This is a genomic window from Pseudomonas sp. 50_B (genome assembly GCF_017491625.1).
GTDB lineage: Bacteria > Pseudomonadota > Gammaproteobacteria > Pseudomonadales > Pseudomonadaceae > Aquipseudomonas > Aquipseudomonas danubii.
Genome location: NZ_JAFGYX010000012.1, coordinates 154,299 through 174,093, shown reverse-complemented (window position 1 = coordinate 174,093; position 19,795 = coordinate 154,299). Strand labels below are relative to the sequence as shown.

At 60.3% G+C, this 19,795-nt stretch carries 19 protein-coding genes and 1 other RNA gene; 4 read left to right on the top strand and 16 right to left on the bottom strand.

The annotated features are described in order from the left end of the window. Window position 1: 1 nt before the first annotated feature. From J5M73_RS18615 to rsmI, 14 genes are all read right to left on the bottom strand, one after another. Window positions 2-958, bottom strand: coding sequence for a D-alanine--D-alanine ligase (locus J5M73_RS18615; protein WP_102860326.1), 957 nt, complete (start codon window positions 956-958; stop codon window positions 2-4). After that, the gene (gene murC / locus J5M73_RS18610; RefSeq protein ID WP_102860325.1) at window positions 955-2,409 is read right to left on the bottom strand and encodes a UDP-N-acetylmuramate--L-alanine ligase; all 1,455 of its coding nucleotides are present in this window, start codon (window positions 2,407-2,409) and stop codon (window positions 955-957) included. The genes J5M73_RS18615 and murC overlap by 4 nt, the downstream gene beginning before the upstream one ends. Beyond that, a complete protein-coding gene (murG, locus tag J5M73_RS18605) occupies window positions 2,402-3,472 on the bottom strand; it encodes an undecaprenyldiphospho-muramoylpentapeptide beta-N-acetylglucosaminyltransferase (protein ID WP_102860324.1) in 1,071 nt (356 codons plus the stop codon). The genes murC and murG overlap by 8 nt, the downstream gene beginning before the upstream one ends. Continuing rightward, window positions 3,462-4,673, bottom strand: coding sequence for a putative lipid II flippase FtsW (gene ftsW, locus J5M73_RS18600; RefSeq protein WP_170001535.1), 1,212 nt, complete (start codon window positions 4,671-4,673; stop codon window positions 3,462-3,464). The genes murG and ftsW overlap by 11 nt, the downstream gene beginning before the upstream one ends. A 2-nt stretch (window positions 4,674-4,675) precedes the next feature. Continuing rightward, entirely contained in the window at window positions 4,676-6,022 is a 1,347-nt protein-coding gene (murD, locus tag J5M73_RS18595; RefSeq protein WP_102860322.1) for a UDP-N-acetylmuramoyl-L-alanine--D-glutamate ligase, read from the bottom strand. A 5-nt stretch (window positions 6,023-6,027) separates the two neighbouring features. Further along, a complete protein-coding gene (mraY, locus tag J5M73_RS18590; protein WP_102860321.1) occupies window positions 6,028-7,110 on the bottom strand; it encodes a phospho-N-acetylmuramoyl-pentapeptide-transferase in 1,083 nt (360 codons plus the stop codon). Continuing rightward, entirely contained in the window at window positions 7,110-8,477 is a 1,368-nt protein-coding gene (murF, locus tag J5M73_RS18585) for a UDP-N-acetylmuramoyl-tripeptide--D-alanyl-D-alanine ligase (protein ID WP_207815956.1), read from the bottom strand. Before murF ends, mraY begins: the two co-directional genes overlap by 1 nt. After that, entirely contained in the window at window positions 8,470-9,933 is a 1,464-nt protein-coding gene (locus J5M73_RS18580) for a UDP-N-acetylmuramoyl-L-alanyl-D-glutamate--2,6-diaminopimelate ligase (protein WP_102860319.1), read from the bottom strand. Before J5M73_RS18580 ends, murF begins: the two co-directional genes overlap by 8 nt. Then, the gene (locus tag J5M73_RS18575; RefSeq protein ID WP_102860318.1) at window positions 9,933-11,672 is read right to left on the bottom strand and encodes a penicillin-binding protein 2; all 1,740 of its coding nucleotides are present in this window, start codon (window positions 11,670-11,672) and stop codon (window positions 9,933-9,935) included. The genes J5M73_RS18580 and J5M73_RS18575 overlap by 1 nt, the downstream gene beginning before the upstream one ends. Beyond that, the gene (ftsL, locus tag J5M73_RS18570) at window positions 11,669-11,962 is read right to left on the bottom strand and encodes a cell division protein FtsL (protein WP_102860317.1); all 294 of its coding nucleotides are present in this window, start codon (window positions 11,960-11,962) and stop codon (window positions 11,669-11,671) included. Before ftsL ends, J5M73_RS18575 begins: the two co-directional genes overlap by 4 nt. Next, complete coding sequence (rsmH, locus tag J5M73_RS18565) at window positions 11,959-12,900, bottom strand: 16S rRNA (cytosine(1402)-N(4))-methyltransferase RsmH (RefSeq protein WP_102860989.1); 942 nt, start codon at window positions 12,898-12,900, stop codon at window positions 11,959-11,961. Before rsmH ends, ftsL begins: the two co-directional genes overlap by 4 nt. A 2-nt stretch (window positions 12,901-12,902) precedes the next feature. Further along, on the bottom strand, window positions 12,903-13,358 hold the full coding sequence (mraZ, locus tag J5M73_RS18560) for a division/cell wall cluster transcriptional repressor MraZ (RefSeq protein WP_019693566.1): 456 nt from the start codon (window positions 13,356-13,358) through the stop codon (window positions 12,903-12,905). A gap of 308 nt (window positions 13,359-13,666) precedes the next feature. Further along, an RNA gene (gene rnpB, locus J5M73_RS18555) (RNase P RNA component class A) lies at window positions 13,667-14,020 on the bottom strand. 72 nt (window positions 14,021-14,092) lie between these two features. Next, window positions 14,093-14,947: a 16S rRNA (cytidine(1402)-2'-O)-methyltransferase gene (gene rsmI / locus J5M73_RS18550; RefSeq protein ID WP_180988441.1), complete on the bottom strand. Its 855-nt coding sequence runs from the start codon at window positions 14,945-14,947 to the stop codon at window positions 14,093-14,095. Between the two features lie 237 nt (window positions 14,948-15,184). Here rsmI and J5M73_RS18545 point away from each other — a divergent pair, with 237 nt between their 5' ends. The 4 genes from J5M73_RS18545 (at window position 15,185) to J5M73_RS18530 (ending at window position 18,640) form a co-directional block, all read left to right on the top strand. Continuing rightward, complete coding sequence (locus tag J5M73_RS18545) at window positions 15,185-16,996, top strand: penicillin-binding protein activator (RefSeq protein WP_102860315.1); 1,812 nt, start codon at window positions 15,185-15,187, stop codon at window positions 16,994-16,996. Then, window positions 16,996-17,367 (top strand): YraN family protein, encoded by a 372-nt coding sequence (locus J5M73_RS18540; RefSeq protein ID WP_102860314.1) that lies wholly within the window; start codon window positions 16,996-16,998, stop codon window positions 17,365-17,367. The genes J5M73_RS18545 and J5M73_RS18540 overlap by 1 nt, the downstream gene beginning before the upstream one ends. Before the next feature lie 104 nt (window positions 17,368-17,471). Continuing rightward, window positions 17,472-18,065, top strand: coding sequence for a phosphoheptose isomerase (locus tag J5M73_RS18535; RefSeq protein ID WP_015636934.1), 594 nt, complete (start codon window positions 17,472-17,474; stop codon window positions 18,063-18,065). Next, the gene (locus tag J5M73_RS18530) at window positions 18,062-18,640 is read left to right on the top strand and encodes a BON domain-containing protein (RefSeq protein WP_102860313.1); all 579 of its coding nucleotides are present in this window, start codon (window positions 18,062-18,064) and stop codon (window positions 18,638-18,640) included. Before J5M73_RS18535 ends, J5M73_RS18530 begins: the two co-directional genes overlap by 4 nt. Before the next feature lie 53 nt (window positions 18,641-18,693). Here J5M73_RS18530 and J5M73_RS18525 read toward each other — a convergent pair whose 3' ends face one another. Beyond that, entirely contained in the window at window positions 18,694-19,107 is a 414-nt protein-coding gene (locus J5M73_RS18525; protein ID WP_102860312.1) for a ClpXP protease specificity-enhancing factor, read from the bottom strand. A gap of 16 nt (window positions 19,108-19,123) precedes the next feature. Further along, window positions 19,124-19,741 carry a glutathione S-transferase N-terminal domain-containing protein gene (locus J5M73_RS18520; RefSeq protein WP_102860311.1) on the bottom strand — a complete coding sequence of 206 codons (618 nt, stop codon included), beginning with the start codon at window positions 19,739-19,741 and terminating at the stop codon, window positions 19,124-19,126. Window positions 19,742-19,795: the final 54 nt, after the last annotated feature.

Below are 19,795 nucleotides of genomic sequence, written 5' to 3'. Positions count from 1 at the left end.
CTTAACCTCTCGCCTCAAGACTGGCTGCCAGGATGGCCAGGACCAACTGCTGGAAATCCAGACCGGCCGCACGAGCGGCCATCGGCACCAGGCTGTGGTCGGTCATCCCGGGAGCGGTGTTCACTTCCAGGAACCAGAACTGCCCCTGGGCATCCTGCATCACATCGGCACGCGCCCAACCGGCGATACCGAGCGCCTCACAGGCTTTCGCCGTGAGATCCATGAGTTCCTGTTCCTTGGCGCTATCGAGGCCGCATGGAATCCGGTACTGGGTATCGGAAGCCAGGTACTTGGCGTCGTAGTCGTAAAACGTGTGGGGAGTGCCCAACGCGATCGGTGGCAGCACCTGACCACGCAGGGTTGCGATGGTGAACTCCGGACCCTGGATCCATTGCTCGACCAACACTTGCGAATCGTAGGTACTGGCCGCCTTCCATGCCTCGATCAATTCGGGCGCGGAAGTCACCTTGGCCATACCGATACTGGAGCCTTCATGAGCCGGTTTGACGATCAAAGGCAGGCCCAGTTCCGCCACCGCGGAAATACAGTCGGCTTCCGAACTCAGGACCGCGTGACGCGGCGTCGGAATACCCAGGCTGTGCCAGACCTGCTTGGTGCGCAGCTTGTCCATGGCCAGGGCCGAAGCGAGGATGCCGCTACCGGTGTAGGGAATCCCCAGGCATTCCAGCAGGCCTTGCATGCTGCCGTCTTCACCGCCACGGCCGTGGAGAATGATGAAGGCGCGATCGATCTTCTCGCTCAAGAGGCGCTGCAGCAGGTCGTCACCGACATCAATGCCGAAGGCGTTCACACCGCCACTCTGCAAGGCTTCAAGCACGGCCTTGCCGGACTTCAGCGACACTTCGCGCTCGGCGCTCTTGCCGCCGTAGAGCACGGCAACGCGACCGAAATCGCTCGGCTTTACGGTGGAGAACAGGTTGGCGTAGGCAGCCGTCATTTCGCCCCCTTGCCAGCGGCCACAGCACCGGCGAACAGCGGGCTGTTGAGCAGTTTTGGCGCCAGGCCACCGATATCACCGGCGCCTTGGCACAACAGGATGTCACCGGCACGCAGCAGTGGCTTGACCAGCGGTGCCAGGTCGACGCCTCGCTCGATGTAGATCGGGTCCAACTGGCCCCGCTGCCGAATGCTGTGGCACAACTGGCGGCTGTCAGCGCCCGGAATCGGCTCTTCACCGGCCGGGTAGACCTCCATCAACAGCAGCACGTTGGCATCGGCCAGCACCTGCACGAAGTCGTCGTACAGATCGCGGGTACGGCTGAAACGGTGCGGCTGGTAGACCATCACCAGGCGACGCTCCGGCCAACCGCCACGCACGGCCTTGATCACTGCCGCGACCTCGGTCGGGTGGTGCCCGTAGTCGTCCACCAGCATGACGTTGCCGCCTTCCACCGGCAGTTCGCCGTAGACCTGGAAGCGCCGGCCCACACCCTGGAAGCCCGACAGCCCCTGGACAATGGCTTCGTCGCTGATGCCTTCGTCGGTGGCGATGCAGATGGTCGCCAGAGAGTTCAGCACGTTGTGGTTGCCCGGCATGTTCACCGACACGTCCAGCGGCTCGCGGTCACGACGCAGCACGGTGAAGAAGGTCTGCATGCCTTGCTGGCGTACATTGATGGCACGCACGTCGGCTTCTTCGCTGAAGCCGTAGGTCACAGTCGGACGCTTGACCTGCGGCAGGATATCGCGCACCACCGGATCGTCCAGGCACATCACCGCCAGCCCGTAGAACGGCAGGTTATGCAGGAAGTCGACGAAGGTTTTCTTCAGTTTATTGAAGTCACCGTCGTAGGTCGCCATATGGTCAGCGTCGATGTTGGTGACCACGGCCACCAGCGGCTGCAGGTGCAGGAAGCTGGCGTCGCTTTCGTCGGCTTCGGCAATCAGGTAACGGCTGGTGCCCAGCTGGGCATTGGTGCCCGCTGCATTGAGCCGACCACCGATGACAAAGGTCGGGTCCAGACCGCCCGCGGCGAACACCGAAGCCAGCAGGCTGGTGGTGGTGGTCTTGCCGTGCGTACCAGCCACGGCAACGCCGTGACGGTAGCGCATCAGCTCGGCGAGCATTTCCGCCCGCGGCACCACCGGAATGCGCCGTTCCAGTGCAGTGGCGACTTCCGGGTTGGAGGTGTTCACGGCGCTGGAAACCACCAGTACATCGGCGTTCGCAGCGTTCTCGGCGCGGTGGCCGATAAAAATCTGTGCACCGAACGACTCCAGGCGCTCGGTAACCGGCGACGCCTTGAGATCGGAACCGGAGACCTGGTAACCCAGGTTCAGCAGCACCTCGGCAATCCCGCACATGCCCACGCCGCCAATACCAACGAAATGGATACGACGGATACGGCGCATTTCCGGTTGCGGCATGGCTTTTTGATTCTCAACCATGGGCCACCTCCAGGCAGATATTCACCACATCGCGGGTGGCATCGGGTTTGGCCAGGCGGCGCGCAGCCTGGGCCATGGTGTCGAGTCGTTCTGGTTGCATCAAAACCTCTGTCAGGCGAGCGGCAAGGTCCGCTGCACCAGTCGTTCTTTGCGGCATCAGGAAGGCAGCACCTTCACGAGCCAAATATTCGGCATTGCGGGTCTGGTGATCGTCGATCGCATGGGGCAAAGGCACCAGCATCGAAGGCAGACCGGCAGCAGCCAGTTCGCTGACGGTCAACGCGCCTGCGCGACAGACCACCAGGTCGGCCCAGCCATAGGCTTGAGCCATGTCTTTGATAAAGGGCTGCACCTGCGCCTCGACGCCGGCGGCGCGATAGCGCTCTGCAGTGACTTCATCGTGGTTTTTACCAGCCTGATGGAACACCTCCGGACGCAGCTCGGGGGCGACCTGTGCCAGGGCTTCCGGCAATAACTTGTTCAACGGCTCTGCCCCCAGGCTTCCGCCCAGGATCAGTAAACGCGCCTTGCGTCCGGCCAGGGCCTCGCGCGGTGTGTCGAGGAACAGTTCGGTGCGCACCGGATTGCCCGTGGTGCGGCGGCTGTCGGAGGCTCCGAAGGTGTCCGGGAAAGCTTCGCAGACTCGGGCGGCCAACGGCACCAGCAGCCGATTGGCGGTACCGGCCACAGCATTCTGCTCGTGAACGATCACCGGCACCCCCGACAACTTGGCGGCAACACCACCAGGGCCGGTCACATAACCACCAAAACCGAGCACACACACCGGCTTGAGTTGCCGAATGATCCGCCGGGCCTGGAGTACCGCCTTGATCAGGACGAACGGCGCCTTGAGCAGGGACAGCTTGCCCTTGCCCCGCAGCCCGGTGACGTTGATCAAATGCAGCGGCAGGCCAGCCGCCGGTACCAATTCGTTCTCGATCCCGCGGGGAGTACCCAGCCAGTGCACGCTGTAGCCACGGGCCTGGAACTCGCGGGCACAAGCCAGCGCCGGGAACACGTGGCCACCGGTGCCGCCCGCCATGATCAGCACGTTAGCGCCCATGGATCGGCTCCTCGGCAAAGTCACTCTCACTGAACTCCATCTCTTCACTGCCCAGGTGGGTCCTGCTCTCCCATTCGATACGCAGCAACAATCCGAGGCAGGCGCAGCAGATCACCAACGAACTACCGCCATAACTGAGGAACGGCAGGGTCAGCCCCTTGGTTGGCAGCAGACCGACGTTCACCCCGATATTGATCAAGAACTGACCAATCCACAGGAACGACAAGCCATAAGCCACATAAGCGGCAAAATACTGCTTGGCTTTCTCGGCCCACAGGCCGATGTACATGCCGCGTATACAGACGAATACGAACAGCGCCACTGTGCACAAGGAGCCCACGGCACCCAGCTCTTCGGCCAGCACCGAGAACACGAAGTCGGTGTGAGCCTCCGGCAGATAGAACTGTTTCTGCACACTGTTGCCCAGGCCCACGCCCAGCCACTCGCCACGACCGAAGGCGATCAAGGCCTGGGACAGCTGGTAACCGGCACCGAACTGGTCCGCCCAGGGGTCGGCAAAGTTGGTCAGACGGGCCATTCGATAGGGCTGCATCTGAATCAGCAAGACCACCGCCGCCACCGCCAGGAGCACCATCAGGGAAAACCGGAACAGCCCGACACCGCCGAGGAACAGCATCGCCGCCGCGGCGCCCATCATCACCACGGTGGCACCGAAGTCCGGCTCCATCAGTAGCAGGCCCGCCATTGGCAGCAGAACGATGAACGGCTTGAAGAAGCCCATCCAGCTTTCACGCACTTCCTTCTGCCGCCGCACAAGGTAGCCGGCGAGGTAAATCACCACGAACACCTTGGCAATCTCGGAGGGCTGAACGTTAAAGAAGCTGAAACCGATCCAGCGCATCGAACCGTTCACTTCACGGCCAATCCCCGGAATGATCACCATCACCAGCAAGCCGAAGGCACCAATCAACATCATCCAGCCCAGGCGCTGCCAGGTGGCGATGGGAATCATCATGGTGACGATGCAGGCCCCCAGGCCCAGCACGATGTAGATAAGGTGGCGAATCATGTAGTACAGGGCACTGCCCGACTGCGCCGCTGCCACTTCGGTAGAGGCCGATGCAATCATGACCAGCCCCAGGCCGAGCAGCGTCAGGCAGCCGGCGAGCATCGGGAAATCAAGATCGATGCCACGTCCAGTGATGAGCGGTGACGGATATGGCTTGATGATGTTTCTCAGATTCATGCCAGTTCCTCCACGACGCGGACGAACTGGTGACCCCGGTCTTCGTAATTCTTGAACATGTCGAAACTGGCACAGGCGGGAGATAGCAACACCACGTCGCCAGGCTGCGCGGCTGCGCGGCATTGAGCCACAGCGTCGGCCAGCGAATCGGCACGAATCAGCGGCACGGCATCCCCGATCGCGGCACCGATCTTGTCGGAGTCGCGGCCCATCAGGATCACCGCGCGGCAGTTGGCCGCCACCGGATCACGCAGGTCCTTGAACTCGGCGCCCTTGCCGTCGCCACCGGCGATCAGCACGATCTTGCCAGCGATGTCCGCACCCAGGCCTTCGATGGCAGCCAGTGCGGCGCCGACGTTGGTGGCTTTGGAATCGTTGTAATAGCCCACGCCATCCACGTCGCGAACCCACTGGCAACGGTGCTCGAGGCCGGCGAAGGTGCGCAGGGCCGAGAGCATCGCGTCGAACGGCAAGCCGACTGCATGCCCCAGGGCCAATGCCGCCAGGGCGTTGGACTGGTTATGGGCACCGCGGATCTTCAGTTCGCGCACCGGCATCAGGTTCTGGAACTCGAAGGCCAGGTACTTCTCGCCGTTCTCTTCCCGCAGGCCAAAGCCCTTGAAATCGGGCTTGCCCAGGCCAAAGGTCCAGCACGGCAGGTTCTCGCTCAACAACGGCCGGGACAGCGCATCCTGGCGATTGACCACCACTTGCCGCGCGCCCCGGAAGATCCGGTGCTTGGCCAGGTGATAGGCCGGCAGACCGCTGTAACGGTCCATGTGGTCTTCGCTGATGTTGAGCACAGTGGCCACTTCAGCGCCCAGCTGGTCGGTGGTTTCCAGCTGGAAGCTGGACAGTTCCATCACGTACAGCTCGACATCGTCGCTGAGCAGATCCAGGGCCGGAGTGCCCAGGTTGCCGCCCACGGCGACCCGCTTGCCCGCCGCAGCGGCCATCTCGCCCACCAGGGTGGTCACGGTGCTTTTCGCGTTGGAACCGCTGATGGCGACAATCGGCGCCTTCGCGTTACGCGCGAACAGCTCGATGTCACCGGACAATTTCACGCCACGGGCAGCAGCGGCCTGCAGGGCCGGAGTCGCCAGGGCCAGGCCGGGGCTCACGTAGAGCTCGTCGGCACGGCACAGGAATTCGACGTCCAGCTCGCCACAACGCACCTCCACCTGCGGGTAGTCACGACGCAACGTGGCCAGCTCAGGTGGATTCTCCCGCGTATCGGCCACCGCAAAAGCCACGCCCCGGTTCGCCAGGAAGCGAACCAGGGACATGCCGCTCTTGCCGAGGCCGACAACGATGCGGAAGTGGTCAGAAGCGATCAGAGACACTCGTTCTACCTCAGCTTCAGGGTGGCAAGGCCGATCAACACGAGGATCACGGTGATGATCCAGAAGCGGACAATCACGCGAGGCTCGGGCCAGCCCTTGAGTTCAAAGTGGTGGTGGATCGGTGCCATGCGGAACACACGGCGACCGGTCAATTTGAAGGAAGCGACCTGGATCACCACCGACAGGGTCTCCATCACGAACACGCCGCCCATGATGAACAGGACGATTTCCTGACGGACGATCACCGCAATGGTGCCCAGGGCCGCGCCCAGCGCCAGTGCGCCGACGTCGCCCATGAAGACTTGTGCCGGATAGGTGTTGAACCACAAGAAACCCAGGCCGGCACCGATCAGCGCACCGCAGAAGACGATCAGCTCGCCCGCTCCTGGTACGTAAGGAATCAGCAGGTATTCGGCGAACTTCACGTTACCCGACAGGTAGCAGAAGATCCCCAGCGCGCCGCCAACCATCACGGTCGGCATGATCGCCAGGCCATCGAGGCCGTCGGTCAGGTTGACCGCGTTACTCGAACCGACGATGACGAAGTAGGTCAGGACCACGAAACCGATGCCCAGAGGAATACTCACGTCCTTGAGCATCGGAATCAGCAGGGTGGTTTCCACCGGACTCTGTGCGGTCATATAAAGGAAGATCGCAGCGCCCAGGCCGAACACCGACTGCCAGAAATACTTCCAGCGACTCGGCAGGCCACGGGAGTTCTTCTCGATCACCTTGCGGTAGTCATCGACCCAACCGATGGCGCCAAACGCCAGGGTGACCACCAGCACTACCCACACATAGTGGTTGCGCAGGTCGGCCCAGAGCAGGGTGCTGATACCGATGGCGGAAAGAATCAGCGCGCCCCCCATGGTCGGTGTACCGGACTTGGAAAGGTGGGACTGCGGACCGTCATTACGCACGGCCTGGCCGATCTGCCGGTTTTGCAGAGTACGGATCATCCACGGACCCAGGCACAGCGCCAAAGACAACGCAGTCAGTACCCCGAGAATCCCGCGCAGGGTCAGGTACTGAAAGACCGCGAAGCCTTTGTAGAACTGTTGCAGGTACTCCGCTAGCAGCAGCAGCATCAATGTTTCTCCGTGCTCGAGCCGCACAAAGCCGCGACGATGTTTTCCATCACCGCGCTGCGCGATCCCTTGATCAAAATGGTGGTATTTGGGTCTTGCTCGACGTTCAGGGCGGCAATCAGATCAGCCTGGCTGGCGAAGTGGCGCGCGTGTTCGCCGAAGGCGGCAACGGCATGAGCCATCATCGGGCCTAAGGCGTAGAGGGCCGAAACCTTGCCAGCGGCATATGCACCTACTTCGCGGTGCCCCTGCTCCGCCCACTCGCCCAACTCGCCAATGTCTCCGAGCACCAGGACGGTGCGGCCGGAAAAGCCGGCGAGTATATCAACGGCGGCACACATTGAGGTGGGGTTTGCGTTGTAAGTGTCATCGATCACCCGCAGGCCGTTCTTGGCCAGTTGGGCAACGGTGCGGCCCTTGACCGGCTGCACAGCGTTCAGGCCAGTGACGATGCCGAACAGCGAGACGCCCATGGCATGGGCTGCGGCGGCAGCAGCCAGGGCGTTGGCCACGTTATGGGTGCCAAGCAGGTTCAGTTGCACCCTATCCACGCCCTTTGGGCTGTGCAATGTGAAGGACGGGCAACCACGGGCATCACGACCGATATCCGAGGCATGGAAATCTGCTGCGCTGTTGTCCAGGGCAAAGCTCAGCACCTGGCGACCGGCGGCTCGGGTCTTCCAGATTGGGAAGGCCTTGTCGTCCAGATTGAGCACCGCGATCCCGGCGCTATCGAGCCCCTCGAGAATCTCGCCCTTGGCTTCGACGATTTTCTCCGGCCCGCCGAACTCACCGACGTGAGCGGTACCTGCATTATTGATGATCGCCACATGGGGGCGAGTCATGGCTACGGTGTAGGCGATTTCGCCGATGCGTGACGCACCCAGCTCGATCACCGCAGCGGTATGTTCGGGGGCCAGCTCCAGCAGTGTCAGCGGCGCGCCCAGATCATTGTTCAGGTTGCCCCGGGTTGCCAGCACTGGACCACGGGTACGCAGGATGCTGGCCAGCATCTCCTTGACCGTGGTCTTGCCGCTGGAACCCGTCACCGCAGCCACCGGCTGGGTAAAGGCGCCACGATTCAGAGCGCCCAATTGGCCGAGGGCCAGACGGGTATCCTTGACCAGCAACTGAGGCAGGGTGCTGTCGGGAACTTCACGTTCAACCAACGCGGCTACGGCACCTTTGCCTGCCACTTCGTTCAAGTAGTCATGGCCGTCAAAACGGGGGCCCGTCAAGGCAACGAACAACTGGCCCGCCTGAATCGCCCGACTATCGATACTGACACCACTGAAACGCACGTCGCCCGCGATCAAGCGGGCATCCAATGGGGCCGATACTTCACTGAGCAGCAAGGCTTTAAGCATGTGCCACCTCCCATGCGGTCAAGGCCTTGTCGGCTTCAGCAAGGTCGGAGAAGTCATGGCGCTGGCCATTGATCTCCTGATAATCCTCATGGCCCTTACCCGCCAGAACCACCACATCGTCTGCCGATGCGGCGGCGATCATTCGAGCAATGGCGAGGCCACGACCGGCAACAAAATCGACCTTGTCTACCGCGCTGAAACCAGCACGGATGTCGTCGAAGATCTGCGCAGGGTCTTCGCTGCGTGGGTTGTCATCGGTGACCAGCACACCATCTGCCAGGCGCTCTACCACCTCGGCCATCAGCGGACGCTTGCCACGATCGCGGTCACCGCCGCAGCCGAACAGGCAGAGCAGACGCCCCTTGGCGTGAGGGCGCAGGGCCAGCAATACTTTTTCCAGGGCATCCGGAGTGTGGGCGTAATCCACGACCACCAGGGGCTGAGTACCACCACCCAGGCGTTGCATGCGTCCGGCAGGACCTTCGAGCTTGGGCAGCACGGCGAGAATTTCGTCCAGTGCATACTCCAGGCCCAGCAAAGCACCGACCGCAGCCAGCACATTGCTCAGGTTGAAGCGCCCGAGCAGAGCGCTGCGCAGATGGTGCTCGCCCTGCGGAGTCACCAGGGTTGCGCGAACGCCGTCGTCGTCGAAGGTCGCCTCACGGCAATACAGATAAGCAGAGGCATCCTCGAGACTGTAAGTAATCAGCCGTGACTCGTGCTTGTCCGCTGCCAGCTGCCGGCCGAACTCATCATCGAGATTGATCACCCGGCAACGCAGGTCAGTCCAGTTGAAGAGCTTCGCCTTGGCTGCGCCATAGGCTTGCATGGTTCCGTGGTAATCCAGATGGTCACGGGACAGATTGGTCAGCACCGCAACATCGAATGCCAGGGCCGCCACGCGCCCCTGATCCAGGCCATGGGACGAGACCTCCATGGCCACCGCCTTGGCGCCGGCGTTTTTCAGGTCAGCCAGGCTCGCCTGCACAGCGATAGGGTTAGGCGTGGTGTGCAAGCCACTTTCCAGCGCGCCATAGAAGCCAGTGCCCAGCGTGCCCACCAAACCACAACGCTGGCCCAACAGATCCAGCGCTTGGGCGACCAACTGGGTAACACTGGTCTTGCCGTTGGTACCGGTCACGCCCAGCAGATTCAGTTGGCGGCTTGGATCACCATAAAAGCGTCCGGCAATATCCGACAGCTGCGCCGCCAGGCCCTTGACTGGAATCAGCGGCACATCAGTCAGCGGCAATACGGTTGCGCCTTCCACCTCATAGGCCACTGCAGCAGCACCGCGCTGCAAGGCGTCGGCAATATGCGCACGACCGTCAAACTTGGCGCCGGGTACCGCCAGGAACAAATCACCGGCACGTACATTGCGGCTGTCCAGCGTCAACTCGCGGATCAGCAGATCGCGACCAGCGTGGGCGAAAATCTTGTTCAGGCTAAGAGACATTAGCCGCGCCCTCCATTAGCTCGTACTGGGGTACCGGGCACCGCATTGGCCTGTTGCGTGGCCGGCAGATTATCCGGAGTGATGTTCATCAGGCGCAGGGTGCCGGACATCACTTTGCTGAACACCGGAGCCGATACCAGACCACCGAAGTAACCGGCCTTGCTCGGCTCGTCGATCACCACCACGATGGCATAACGCGGATCGCTCATCGGACCGAAACCGGCAAACAGCGAACGATAGGAATTCTCGGCATAGCCTTTGGTGCCGACCGAAGTCTTGCGCGCGGTACCGCTCTTGCCAGCCACGTGATAGGCCGGAACCTGGGCACGGAACACGCCACGGGGCGCCTCGATCACCTGCTGCAGCATGCCCTGCATGGTCTTGGCGACGTTTTCCGGAATCACCTGGGCGGTTTGCGGGGTCTTGTCGGATTTGATCAGCGTCAGTGGAGCGATCCGACCATTGTTGGCCAACGCGGAAAACGCGTGGACCAGCTGGATCGCGGTCACCGAGAGGCCGTAGCCATAAGACAGGGTCGCGGTTTCAGCCTTGCGCCACTCACGGTAGTTCGGCAGGTTGCCGACTCGCTCGCCAGGGAAGCCTAGGCCGGTGTCCTGACCCAGGCCAATCTTCTGTGCCAGACGAAAAATGGCTTCACCACCGATATCGAAGGCGATCTTGCTCATGCCGACGTTACTGGAGTTGATCAGGATGCCGGTCAGATCGAGCACCGGCCCTTCGGTCTTCGACACGTCACGAATGGTGTATTTACCCAATTGCAGGGTGCCCGGATAGACCTCGACAGTATCGCTGGGCTTCCAGCGCCCGGTTTCCAGAGCGGCACTCATGGAGATCGCCTTCATGGTCGAGCCAGGCTCGAACACGTCGATCATCGCGCGGTTACGCATCATCGCCGGCTGCAAGTTGCGGCGGTTGTTCGGGTTGTAGGTCGGCTGGTTGACCATGGCCAGGATCTCGCCGGTCTTCACGTCCATGATCACCAGGCTGCCGGCCTTGGCGCCGTTTTCGACAATGGCATTGCGCAGCTCACGGTTGGCCAGGTACTGCAGGCGCAGATCAATCGACAACGCCAAGGGCTTGCCGGCCTTGGCGTTCTTGGTGACCTGGACATCCTTGATCAATCTGCCGCGCCGGTCCTTGATCACCTGGCGCTTGCCGGGAACACCGGCGAGCCATTCGTCATAGGCCAGCTCGACCCCTTCGCGGCCACGGTCGTCAATGTCGGTAAAACCAACCATGTGCGCGGTCACTTCGCCGGCCGGATAGAAGCGCCGGAACTCCTCAATGCCATAGACGCCCGGCACCTTCAGATCAAGCACCGCCTGGCCCTGCTCCGGAGTCAGGCCCCGGACCAGATAGATGAATTCTTTATTGGCCTGAGCTTCAAGACGCTCGGCCAACGCCTTGGGGTCCTGACCAAGAGCCATGGCCAATGCTGGCCAGCGGTCCTTGGCCAACTGCATTTCCTTGGCATTGGCCCAAAGCGTGGTCACTGGCGTACTCACGGCCAGAGGCTCGCCATTGCGGTCGGTGATCAGGCCACGGTGAGCGGGAATAGGGATGTGCCGGACACTGCGCGCATCGCCCTGCCCCTTGAGGAAGTCACGGTCGACCACCTGCAGATCGATAATGCGCCAGCCAATCGCCGACACCATGATCGCCAGCAGACCCAGCACCACACGGAAACGCCAGGGGTAGAGAGCGCCTTCAAGTTTCATGGCGCCACCATGCGGACTTCAGCCGCGCCAGGGATATGCATCTTCAGCTGTTCGGTGGCCAGCACTTCGATCCGGCTATGAGCGGTCCAGGTGCTTTGCTCGAGAATCAACCGTCCCCATTCGGCCTGGGCCTTGTCGCGTACGCTCAACTCGCCATACAGCGTATTGAGTAACTGGCGATTCCAGTGGGCGCTGTAGGTAACCGCAATCGCGGAGACCAAAACGCCAACGAATAGCAGAAGCATGAAAAAGCTTCCGCCTGGAAGAGGCTTGGCGAAGAGCTTGCTCACCGAAGCTTCTCCGCAACACGCATGACCGCACTACGGGAACGGGGATTGGCTTTGAGCTCGGCCTCGGAGGCGAACTGCGCTTTGCCATGAATCTTGATTTTCGGCACGAAGGCTTCGAAACGTACCGGCAGGTTGCGCGGCAGATTGTCGGACTCGCCCTTCACCAGGCGTCGCATGAACAATTTGACGATGCGATCTTCCAGGGAGTGGAAGCTGATCACCACCAGGCGACCACCCACTTCCAGCGACTCCAGCGCCGCTTCAAGGCCGGCCTCAAGATCGCCCAGTTCGTTATTCACATGGATGCGCAATCCCTGGAAAGCCCGGGTAGCAGGATTCTTGCCCTTCTCCCAGGCAGGATTGGCGACTTTCAACACTTCGGCCAGATCGGCGGTGCGTTCGAAGGGCTGGATTTCACGACGCTCGACCACGGCCCGCGCCATGCGCCCGGAGAAGCGCTCTTCGCCGTACTCCTTGAACACACGGGCAATTTCCTCGACGGGCGCGGTGGCAATGAACTGCGCAGCGCTGATGCCACGAGTCGGGTCCATGCGCATGTCCAGAGGGCCATCATTGAGAAAGCTGAAGCCGCGCTCAGGATCGTCCAGCTGTGGCGAAGACACACCAAGATCCAGCAGAACACCACTGACCTTGCCTGCCAGGCCGCGCTCCGCGACCTCCGAACCCAACTCGGCAAAACTGCGCTGTACAACGACAAAGCGGCCGTCTTCGGCCGCTAGCGCTTGCCCGGTGGCAATCGCTTGGGGGTCCTTATCGAATCCGAGGAGCCGGCCCTCCGTTCCGAGCTTGCTGAGAATCAAGCGGCTATGCCCGCCACGGCCGAAGGTGCCATCCAGATAGCAGCCATCAGGGCGCACGGCGAGAGCCTCGACGGCTTCGTCAAGCAGCACGGTGATGTGGTTAAAGCCGCTATCAATAGTCACAGGATCAAATCACGCAGTTCATCAGGCATCGCGCCCGGTTGTTGAATAGCCGCCAGGTCAGCCGCCGAAACAGCATCCCAGGCATCCTCGTCCCACAATTGGAACTTGTTCAGTTGGCCCACCAGCATCGCGCGCTTATCCAACTTGGCATATTCACGCAGGCGCGGCGGCACCAGAAAACGACCACTGCCATCGAGTTCAAGATCGACGGCATTACCAATCAGCAAACGCTGCAAACGACGGTTTTCTTCGCGAAGCGAAGGCAATGCGCGCAGTTTGGTTTCTATCAGCTCCCACTCATCGAGGGGGTAAACACACAAACAAGGATCAACAGCGTCGATAGTGACGATTAATTGCCCGGAACTTCGCGAAACGAGCTCGTCACGATACCGGCTCGGCATGGCGAGACGGCCCTTCGCATCGAGACTGATAGCGTTAGCTCCGCGAAACACGTCAGCGTTTCTCCAAATTTTAGCGTTTTGCGCTCAAAAAACCCACTTCATGCCACTTTCTGCCACTTGCGCACACTATAGGAATGCGCCCACACCACCGTCAAGGCGCGCAGCGACGGAAAAGCCTTATAGAACGGAGATTTAGGAGACTAAGAGGAGAGATAACGAGAATTCGGAGGGCATTCCAGGGCATCAACTTCAAACAGCTCAATAAGCTGCAGCATGAAGTTAAAGTAATTTATTAAGAGTAAGATTTTTTCGGTATTACAGAAACGCTTCTGCTATTGATTCAAGCAGGGAGGGAAAAGGTGGAGAGTCGATCTGTAAGCCGGGTTCTGTCGAGGACAGTCATTCCTCTACGATGGCCATCACTGGACATCTTTAGCAACCTACCCGGTTCCAGCGCGGGCCACGCCTTGGAACCCTATTTGGTCTTGCTCCGAGTGGGGTTTACCTAGCCACGAACTGTTACCAGACGTGCGGTGCGCTCTTACCGCACCTTTTCACCCTTACCGGCACCGAAGTGCTTAGGCGGTTATTTTCTGTGGCACTTTCCGTAGACTCACGCCCCCCAGGCATTACCTGGCACTCCGCCCTATGGAGCCCGGACTTTCCTCCCCCCTCTAATTTTCATAGAGGGCAGCGACTGTCCAATCGACTCTCCGCCGCGCAGGTTAACGGCAGAGCGCCCCAAGAACAAGCGCTAAAAGCCTTTGGCCACCCTGCCACGCAATTTATTGTTCTTTCTGCTTATTCAGTGCTACCTGATACAGGACATTCTTGCGCTCACCCGTGATCTCGGCTGCCAGCGCCGCCGCCCTTTTGAGAGGCATCTCCTTAAGCAACAGATCAAGAATGCGCATCGACTCACTACTGATTGCTTCATCACTTTCCGGTGCAGTCCATCCCGCCACCAGCACCACGCACTCACCACGCTGCTGGTTGCTGTCAGCCTCTACGAACTGGCGCAATTCGGAAAGAGGCAGCCCCTTGAGGGTCTCAAAGGTCTTGGTCAGCTCTCGAGCCAACAGTGCCGGCCGCTCACCACCGAATACCGCTTCCATGTCTTGCAGACACTCAAGAATGCGATGCGGCGCCTCATAAAAAATCAACGTGCGGGGCTCTTCCTTGACCAACTCCAGGCGCCCACGCCGCCCAACGGCCTTGGCCGGCAGAAAACCCTCGAAGATAAACCGATCCGACGGCAAACCTGCCGCCGACAGTGCCGCGATCAATGCACAAGCCCCCGGCACAGGAACCACATTGATGCCTGCAGCTCGAGCCTGCCGTACCAAGTGATAACCCGGGTCGGAAATCAGCGGCGTGCCGGCATCGGAAATCAAGGCGACATCATCACCCGCCAATAAACGAGTAATGAAACGAGAGCCTTCATCACGCTCGTTATGCTCATGGCAAGCCGCCAAGGGCGTGGAAATGCCAAAGTGCTGCATGAGGCGCTGAGAGTGCCGGGTATCCTCGGCAGCGATCAAAGACACTTCGCGCAACAACTTAAGGGCCCGGGCACTGATGTCGTCCAGGTTGCCGATGGGCGTCGCCACCACATAAAGCGAACCAGCAGCGGTATTCAAAGCACCTGGAGCAGTCAAAGGGCACACCTCTAGATCGACAAAAGCACCATTGTAACGCGTTGAAGCCCTATCAATACGCCTGACGATCACTCAACAACCCAGCCCTTTGGGGCCTTTTAGGCACCACGGCAACATTTGCACCAGCTAAATAGACGGTTTATCACCAGCAACATCGCGCCCCGGCCAGCGCTTGGGTACAATTCCACGCTCATTTGATCGAGTATCAGGAACACTTACATGATCGCTTGCCTGCGGCTGTTTCTTGCCCTCTGCCTGGCTACCCTTTTGGTGGCTTGCGCCAGCTCGCCCTCTTCCAGCCTTGGCGAACTTCCACGGACACCGGATGCCAGCATCGAGCAATTGCTCGAACAGGCCGCCACCAGCAAAAGCCCGGACAAGGCAGCCCTGCTGCGCTTGAGCGCTGCAGACCTGGCATATCGCCAGGGCAACGCAGGACGCGCCGGACAAATCCTTCAGCAAGTGTCGCTGGATCAACTCAAACCTGCCCAGCAGATCTTCGCCAGCACCCTGGCCGCAGAGCTGGCCATGATCCGCAATCAGCCGAAAGCCGCGCTGACTGCGCTGAGCCATCAGAGCCTGCAGCATCTCAGCGAACTACCTGCAACTCAGCAGATCCGCACCGGCGCCGTTTATGCTCGCGCCCTGGAAGCAGACGGCCAAACGCTCTCTGCCGCCAAGCAGCGAATTCTTATCGCCCCCCTGCTGAAAGATGATGCCGCGGCAAAAAACCATGAGGCCATCTGGGCACTGATTGCTGCCCTGCCCACCGACCAACTGCAACCTGCAGGCAACGATGACCTGGCCGGATGGTTGAGCCTGGCCCTGGCAGTCAAGACCGCCGGCACTCTGGAGCAGCAACAGTCGGCCATTGATAACTGGCGCGCGCAGAACCCAAAGCATCCTGCGGCCATTCAACTGCCACAACCGCTGACCCAGCTCAAAGAGCTGGCTAGCCAACCCGTTTCGAAAATCGCCCTGCTTCTGCCACAAGATGGTCCCTTGGCTTCGGTTTCCAAGGCCCTGCGTGAAGGCTTCATGGCCGCTCACTACCAGGCTCAGCAAGCAGGACAAAAGCCGCCCAGCATTGAGTTTTACGACAGCTCGCGCTTGAGCTCCCTGGACGACTTCTATCGCAAAGCCCAGGCCGCAGGCGTGCAACTGGTAGTCGGCCCCCTGGAAAAACCATTGGTCAAGCAACTGGCCACACGCTCGCAACTGCCGATTACCACCCTCGCACTGAACTACAGCGAAGGCGAACAAGGCCCGGCGCAACTGTTCCAGTTCGGCCTGGCTGCCGAGGACGAAGCCCGTGAAGTCTCTCGTCGTGCCCGCGCCGATGGCCTGCATCGCGCCGCGGTACTGATCCCCAAGGGCGAGTGGGGCGATCGCGTGCTCAAGGCGTTCCGCCAGGATTGGGAAGCCAACGGTGGCAGCGTGATCGGCATCGAACGCGTTGACCAGCCTGTCGCCTTAGCTCAGCAAATTGCTGACCTATTCCGACTGCGCCAAAGCGAGAGCCGCGCCAAGAGCCTGCAGAGCACTGTAGGTACTCAAGTCGCCGCACAACCGTCGCGCCGCCAGGATATCGAGTTCATTTTTCTCGCCTCCACTCCACAGCAAGCACAGCAGATCAAGCCGACCCTGAACTTCCAGTACGCTGGCGATGTTCCGGTGTACGCAACTTCCAACGTGTTCAGCGCCAGCGGCGATCAGAATCAATACAACGACATGAACGGTGTAATGTTCTGCGAAACGCCTTGGCTGCTGGATGCCAACGGCCTTCTGCGTCGCCAGGTCACTGCACAATGGCCACAAGCTGGAGGCAGCCTCGGTCGCCTGTACGCAATGGGTGTCGACGCCTATCGCCTGGCGCCACGCCTGGGTCAGCTCAAGGCTCTGCCCGACAGCCGTATCGAAGGCGAATCCGGAAGCCTGGGCATGGCCGCCGGTCAGCGCATTGAGCGTCAACTGCCCTGGGCCAAGTTCGTCAACGGCCAAGTCACCCGCCTGCCCGACACACCGCGCTAATGACTCAAGGATCACGCCAGCAAAGCGGAAGAGATGCCGAGAGCCAAGCACTCCGGCATCTCCAACAGCACGGGCTGCGCCTATTGGCGCAGAACTGGCTGTGCAAACGCGGCGAGCTTGATCTGGTCATGCTTGACGGCGATACAGTAGTATTCGTCGAAGTCCGCTACAGACAACACACGCAATGGGGTGGAGCTCTGGGCAGTATCGATGGACGCAAGCGTCAAAAACTGATTCTTGCCGCGCAGATTTTCCTGCAACGCGAATCATGCTGGTCCAACCACCCCTGCCGTTTCGACGTGGTCGCCATTGAAGGCGCCCCGGGTGCAGAAGCCCGTTTGAACTGGCTACGCAATGCCTTTGATAGCTGAAAGACGCCTTCAGGCCGCACCCATTTTCACTCAACTTTTTTGCTCTTTGCTTTGCGGGCTGCACATTCACGTGCCACCAAGCCGCGCCACTTAAGGTCACACAGATGGACATGCAATCCCGAATTCGCCAGCTTTTTCAGGCCAGCATCGACACCAAGCAACAGGCGATGGACGTACTTGCACCGCACATCGAGCAAGCCAGCCAGGTCATGGTCAACGCCTTGCTCAATGAGGGCAAAATGCTCTCCTGTGGCAACGGTGGCTCCGCCGGCGACGCCCAGCACTTCTCCTCCGAGTTGCTCAACCGCTTCGAGCGTGAACGCCCCAGCTTGCCCGCCATCGCCCTGACCACCGACAGCTCGACCATCACGTCGATTGCCAACGACTACAGCTACAACGAAGTCTTCTCCAAGCAGATTCGCGCTCTAGGCCAACCTGGCGATGTGTTGCTGGCAATTTCCACCAGCGGCAACTCGGCGAACATTATTCAAGCCATCCAGGCCGCACATGATCGTGAAATGATTGTCGTAGCATTGACTGGTCGCGACGGCGGCGGCATGGCCTCACTGCTACTGCCTGAAGACGTGGAAATTCGCGTACCGGCCACCGTCACTGCACGTATTCAAGAAGTCCACCTGCTGGCGATCCATTGCCTTTGCGACTTGATCGACAGCCAATTGTTCGGGAGTGAAGAATGACCCTTAATCGCCTTGGCCTTCTGGCCTTGACCTTGTGCCTCGGCATCACTGGTTGCAGCTCGGTGATTACCGCCACCCGCGACAAACCAATCGATGACGATCGCGGCACCCGCACCTTCGGCAGCAAGATCGACGATTCGCTGATAGAGACCAAAGTCGCCGTCAACGTTGCCAAGGCCAACCCGGACCTGGAAAACAACTCGCACATTGTCGTCACCAGCTTCAACGGTATCGTCCTGTTGGCCGGCCAGACACCGCGCCCCGACCTCAAGGCGACAGCCGAACAGGCCGCCAGCGAGGTACAGCGAGTCAAGAAGGTGCATAACGAACTGCAGGTGCTGCCACCATCAGGATTCCTGGCACGGCAGAACGATGGCTGGCTGACCACCAAGATCAAGACACAGATGCTCACCGACGCCAGCATTCCCGCTTCACGGATCAAGGTGGTGACCGAGAACGGCATTGTCTACTTGCTGGGCTTGCTGACCCAACAGGAAGCCGCCCAAGCCACCAATTTGGTACAGGGCGTCTCCGGCGTACAGAAAATCGTTAAGCTGTTCGAATACATCGACTGAAAAAGCACTGCAGCAGATACAAAAAAGGCGATCCATCCGGATCGCCTTTTTTATTACTTGACCACTTTCAGGCTCGGCCGGCCGCTAGGTCGCGGCGGCTCACTGCCCGGTGGAGGCAGGTCATCATCCGGCTCAATATCGTCCTCCTCATCCAGAGGCGATTCCAGATCAAAGACCATGCCCTGCCCATTCTCGCGCGCATAGATCCCAAGGATCGCAGCAACCGGTACATGCAGGCTGTGAGGCACACCGCCGAAGCGCCCCTCGAAAGTTACTGCATCGTTATCCATATGCAGATGGCGCACGGCACTGGGAGAAATATTCAGAACAATTTGCCCATCGCTGGCGAAACCCTGAGGCACCTGTACAGCCGGGTAATCGGAGTTGACCAGCATGTGCGGGGTGCAATCGTTGTCCACAATCCACTCATAGAGCGCGCGGACCAGATAAGGTCGACTGGAGTTCATAGCGGCTCCTTAAGCCTCAGCGCATATCACGTTCGACACCAGACAAACTTGCCTGGAAAGCCTCACGCGCAAATTGGCGGTCCATATAATCAAGCAGCGGCTTGGCCTGCCGCGGCAGTTCGATACCCAGGATTGGCAACCTCCAGAGTATGGGCAGTAGGCAGCAGTCCACCAGGCTTTGTTCCTCACTGAGGAAAAATGGCTTATCGGCGAACAGCGGGGAAACCCCTGTCAGACTTTCGCGTAACTCCTTACGCGCCTGCACCCGGACCGCCTCCTTGGTCCGCGAATCCAGAATCAGATCCACCTGCCCGCACCAATCACGCTGGATCCGATGGATCAGCAAGCGACTGTTGGCACGCGCAACAGGGTAAACCGGCAGCAATGGAGGATGAGGGTAACGCTCATCCAGGTATTCCATCACCACTGTCGATTCCCACAACGCCAGGTCCCGATCGACCAGCGTCGGCAAGCTCCCGTAAGGGTTCACTTCGATCAGTTTCGGCGGCTGACGCCCCGCCTCCACACTGATGATCTCGGCGCTGACACCCTTCTCCGCAAGCACAATGCGCACCCGGTGGGAATAGTGGTCGGCGGGGTCGGAGTAACAGGCCAACCGATTGGTCACGCCCATGGCGATCCTCCTCGCTTGTTGAAATTATCGGAAGCAGAAAAAACAAGCGCGCCC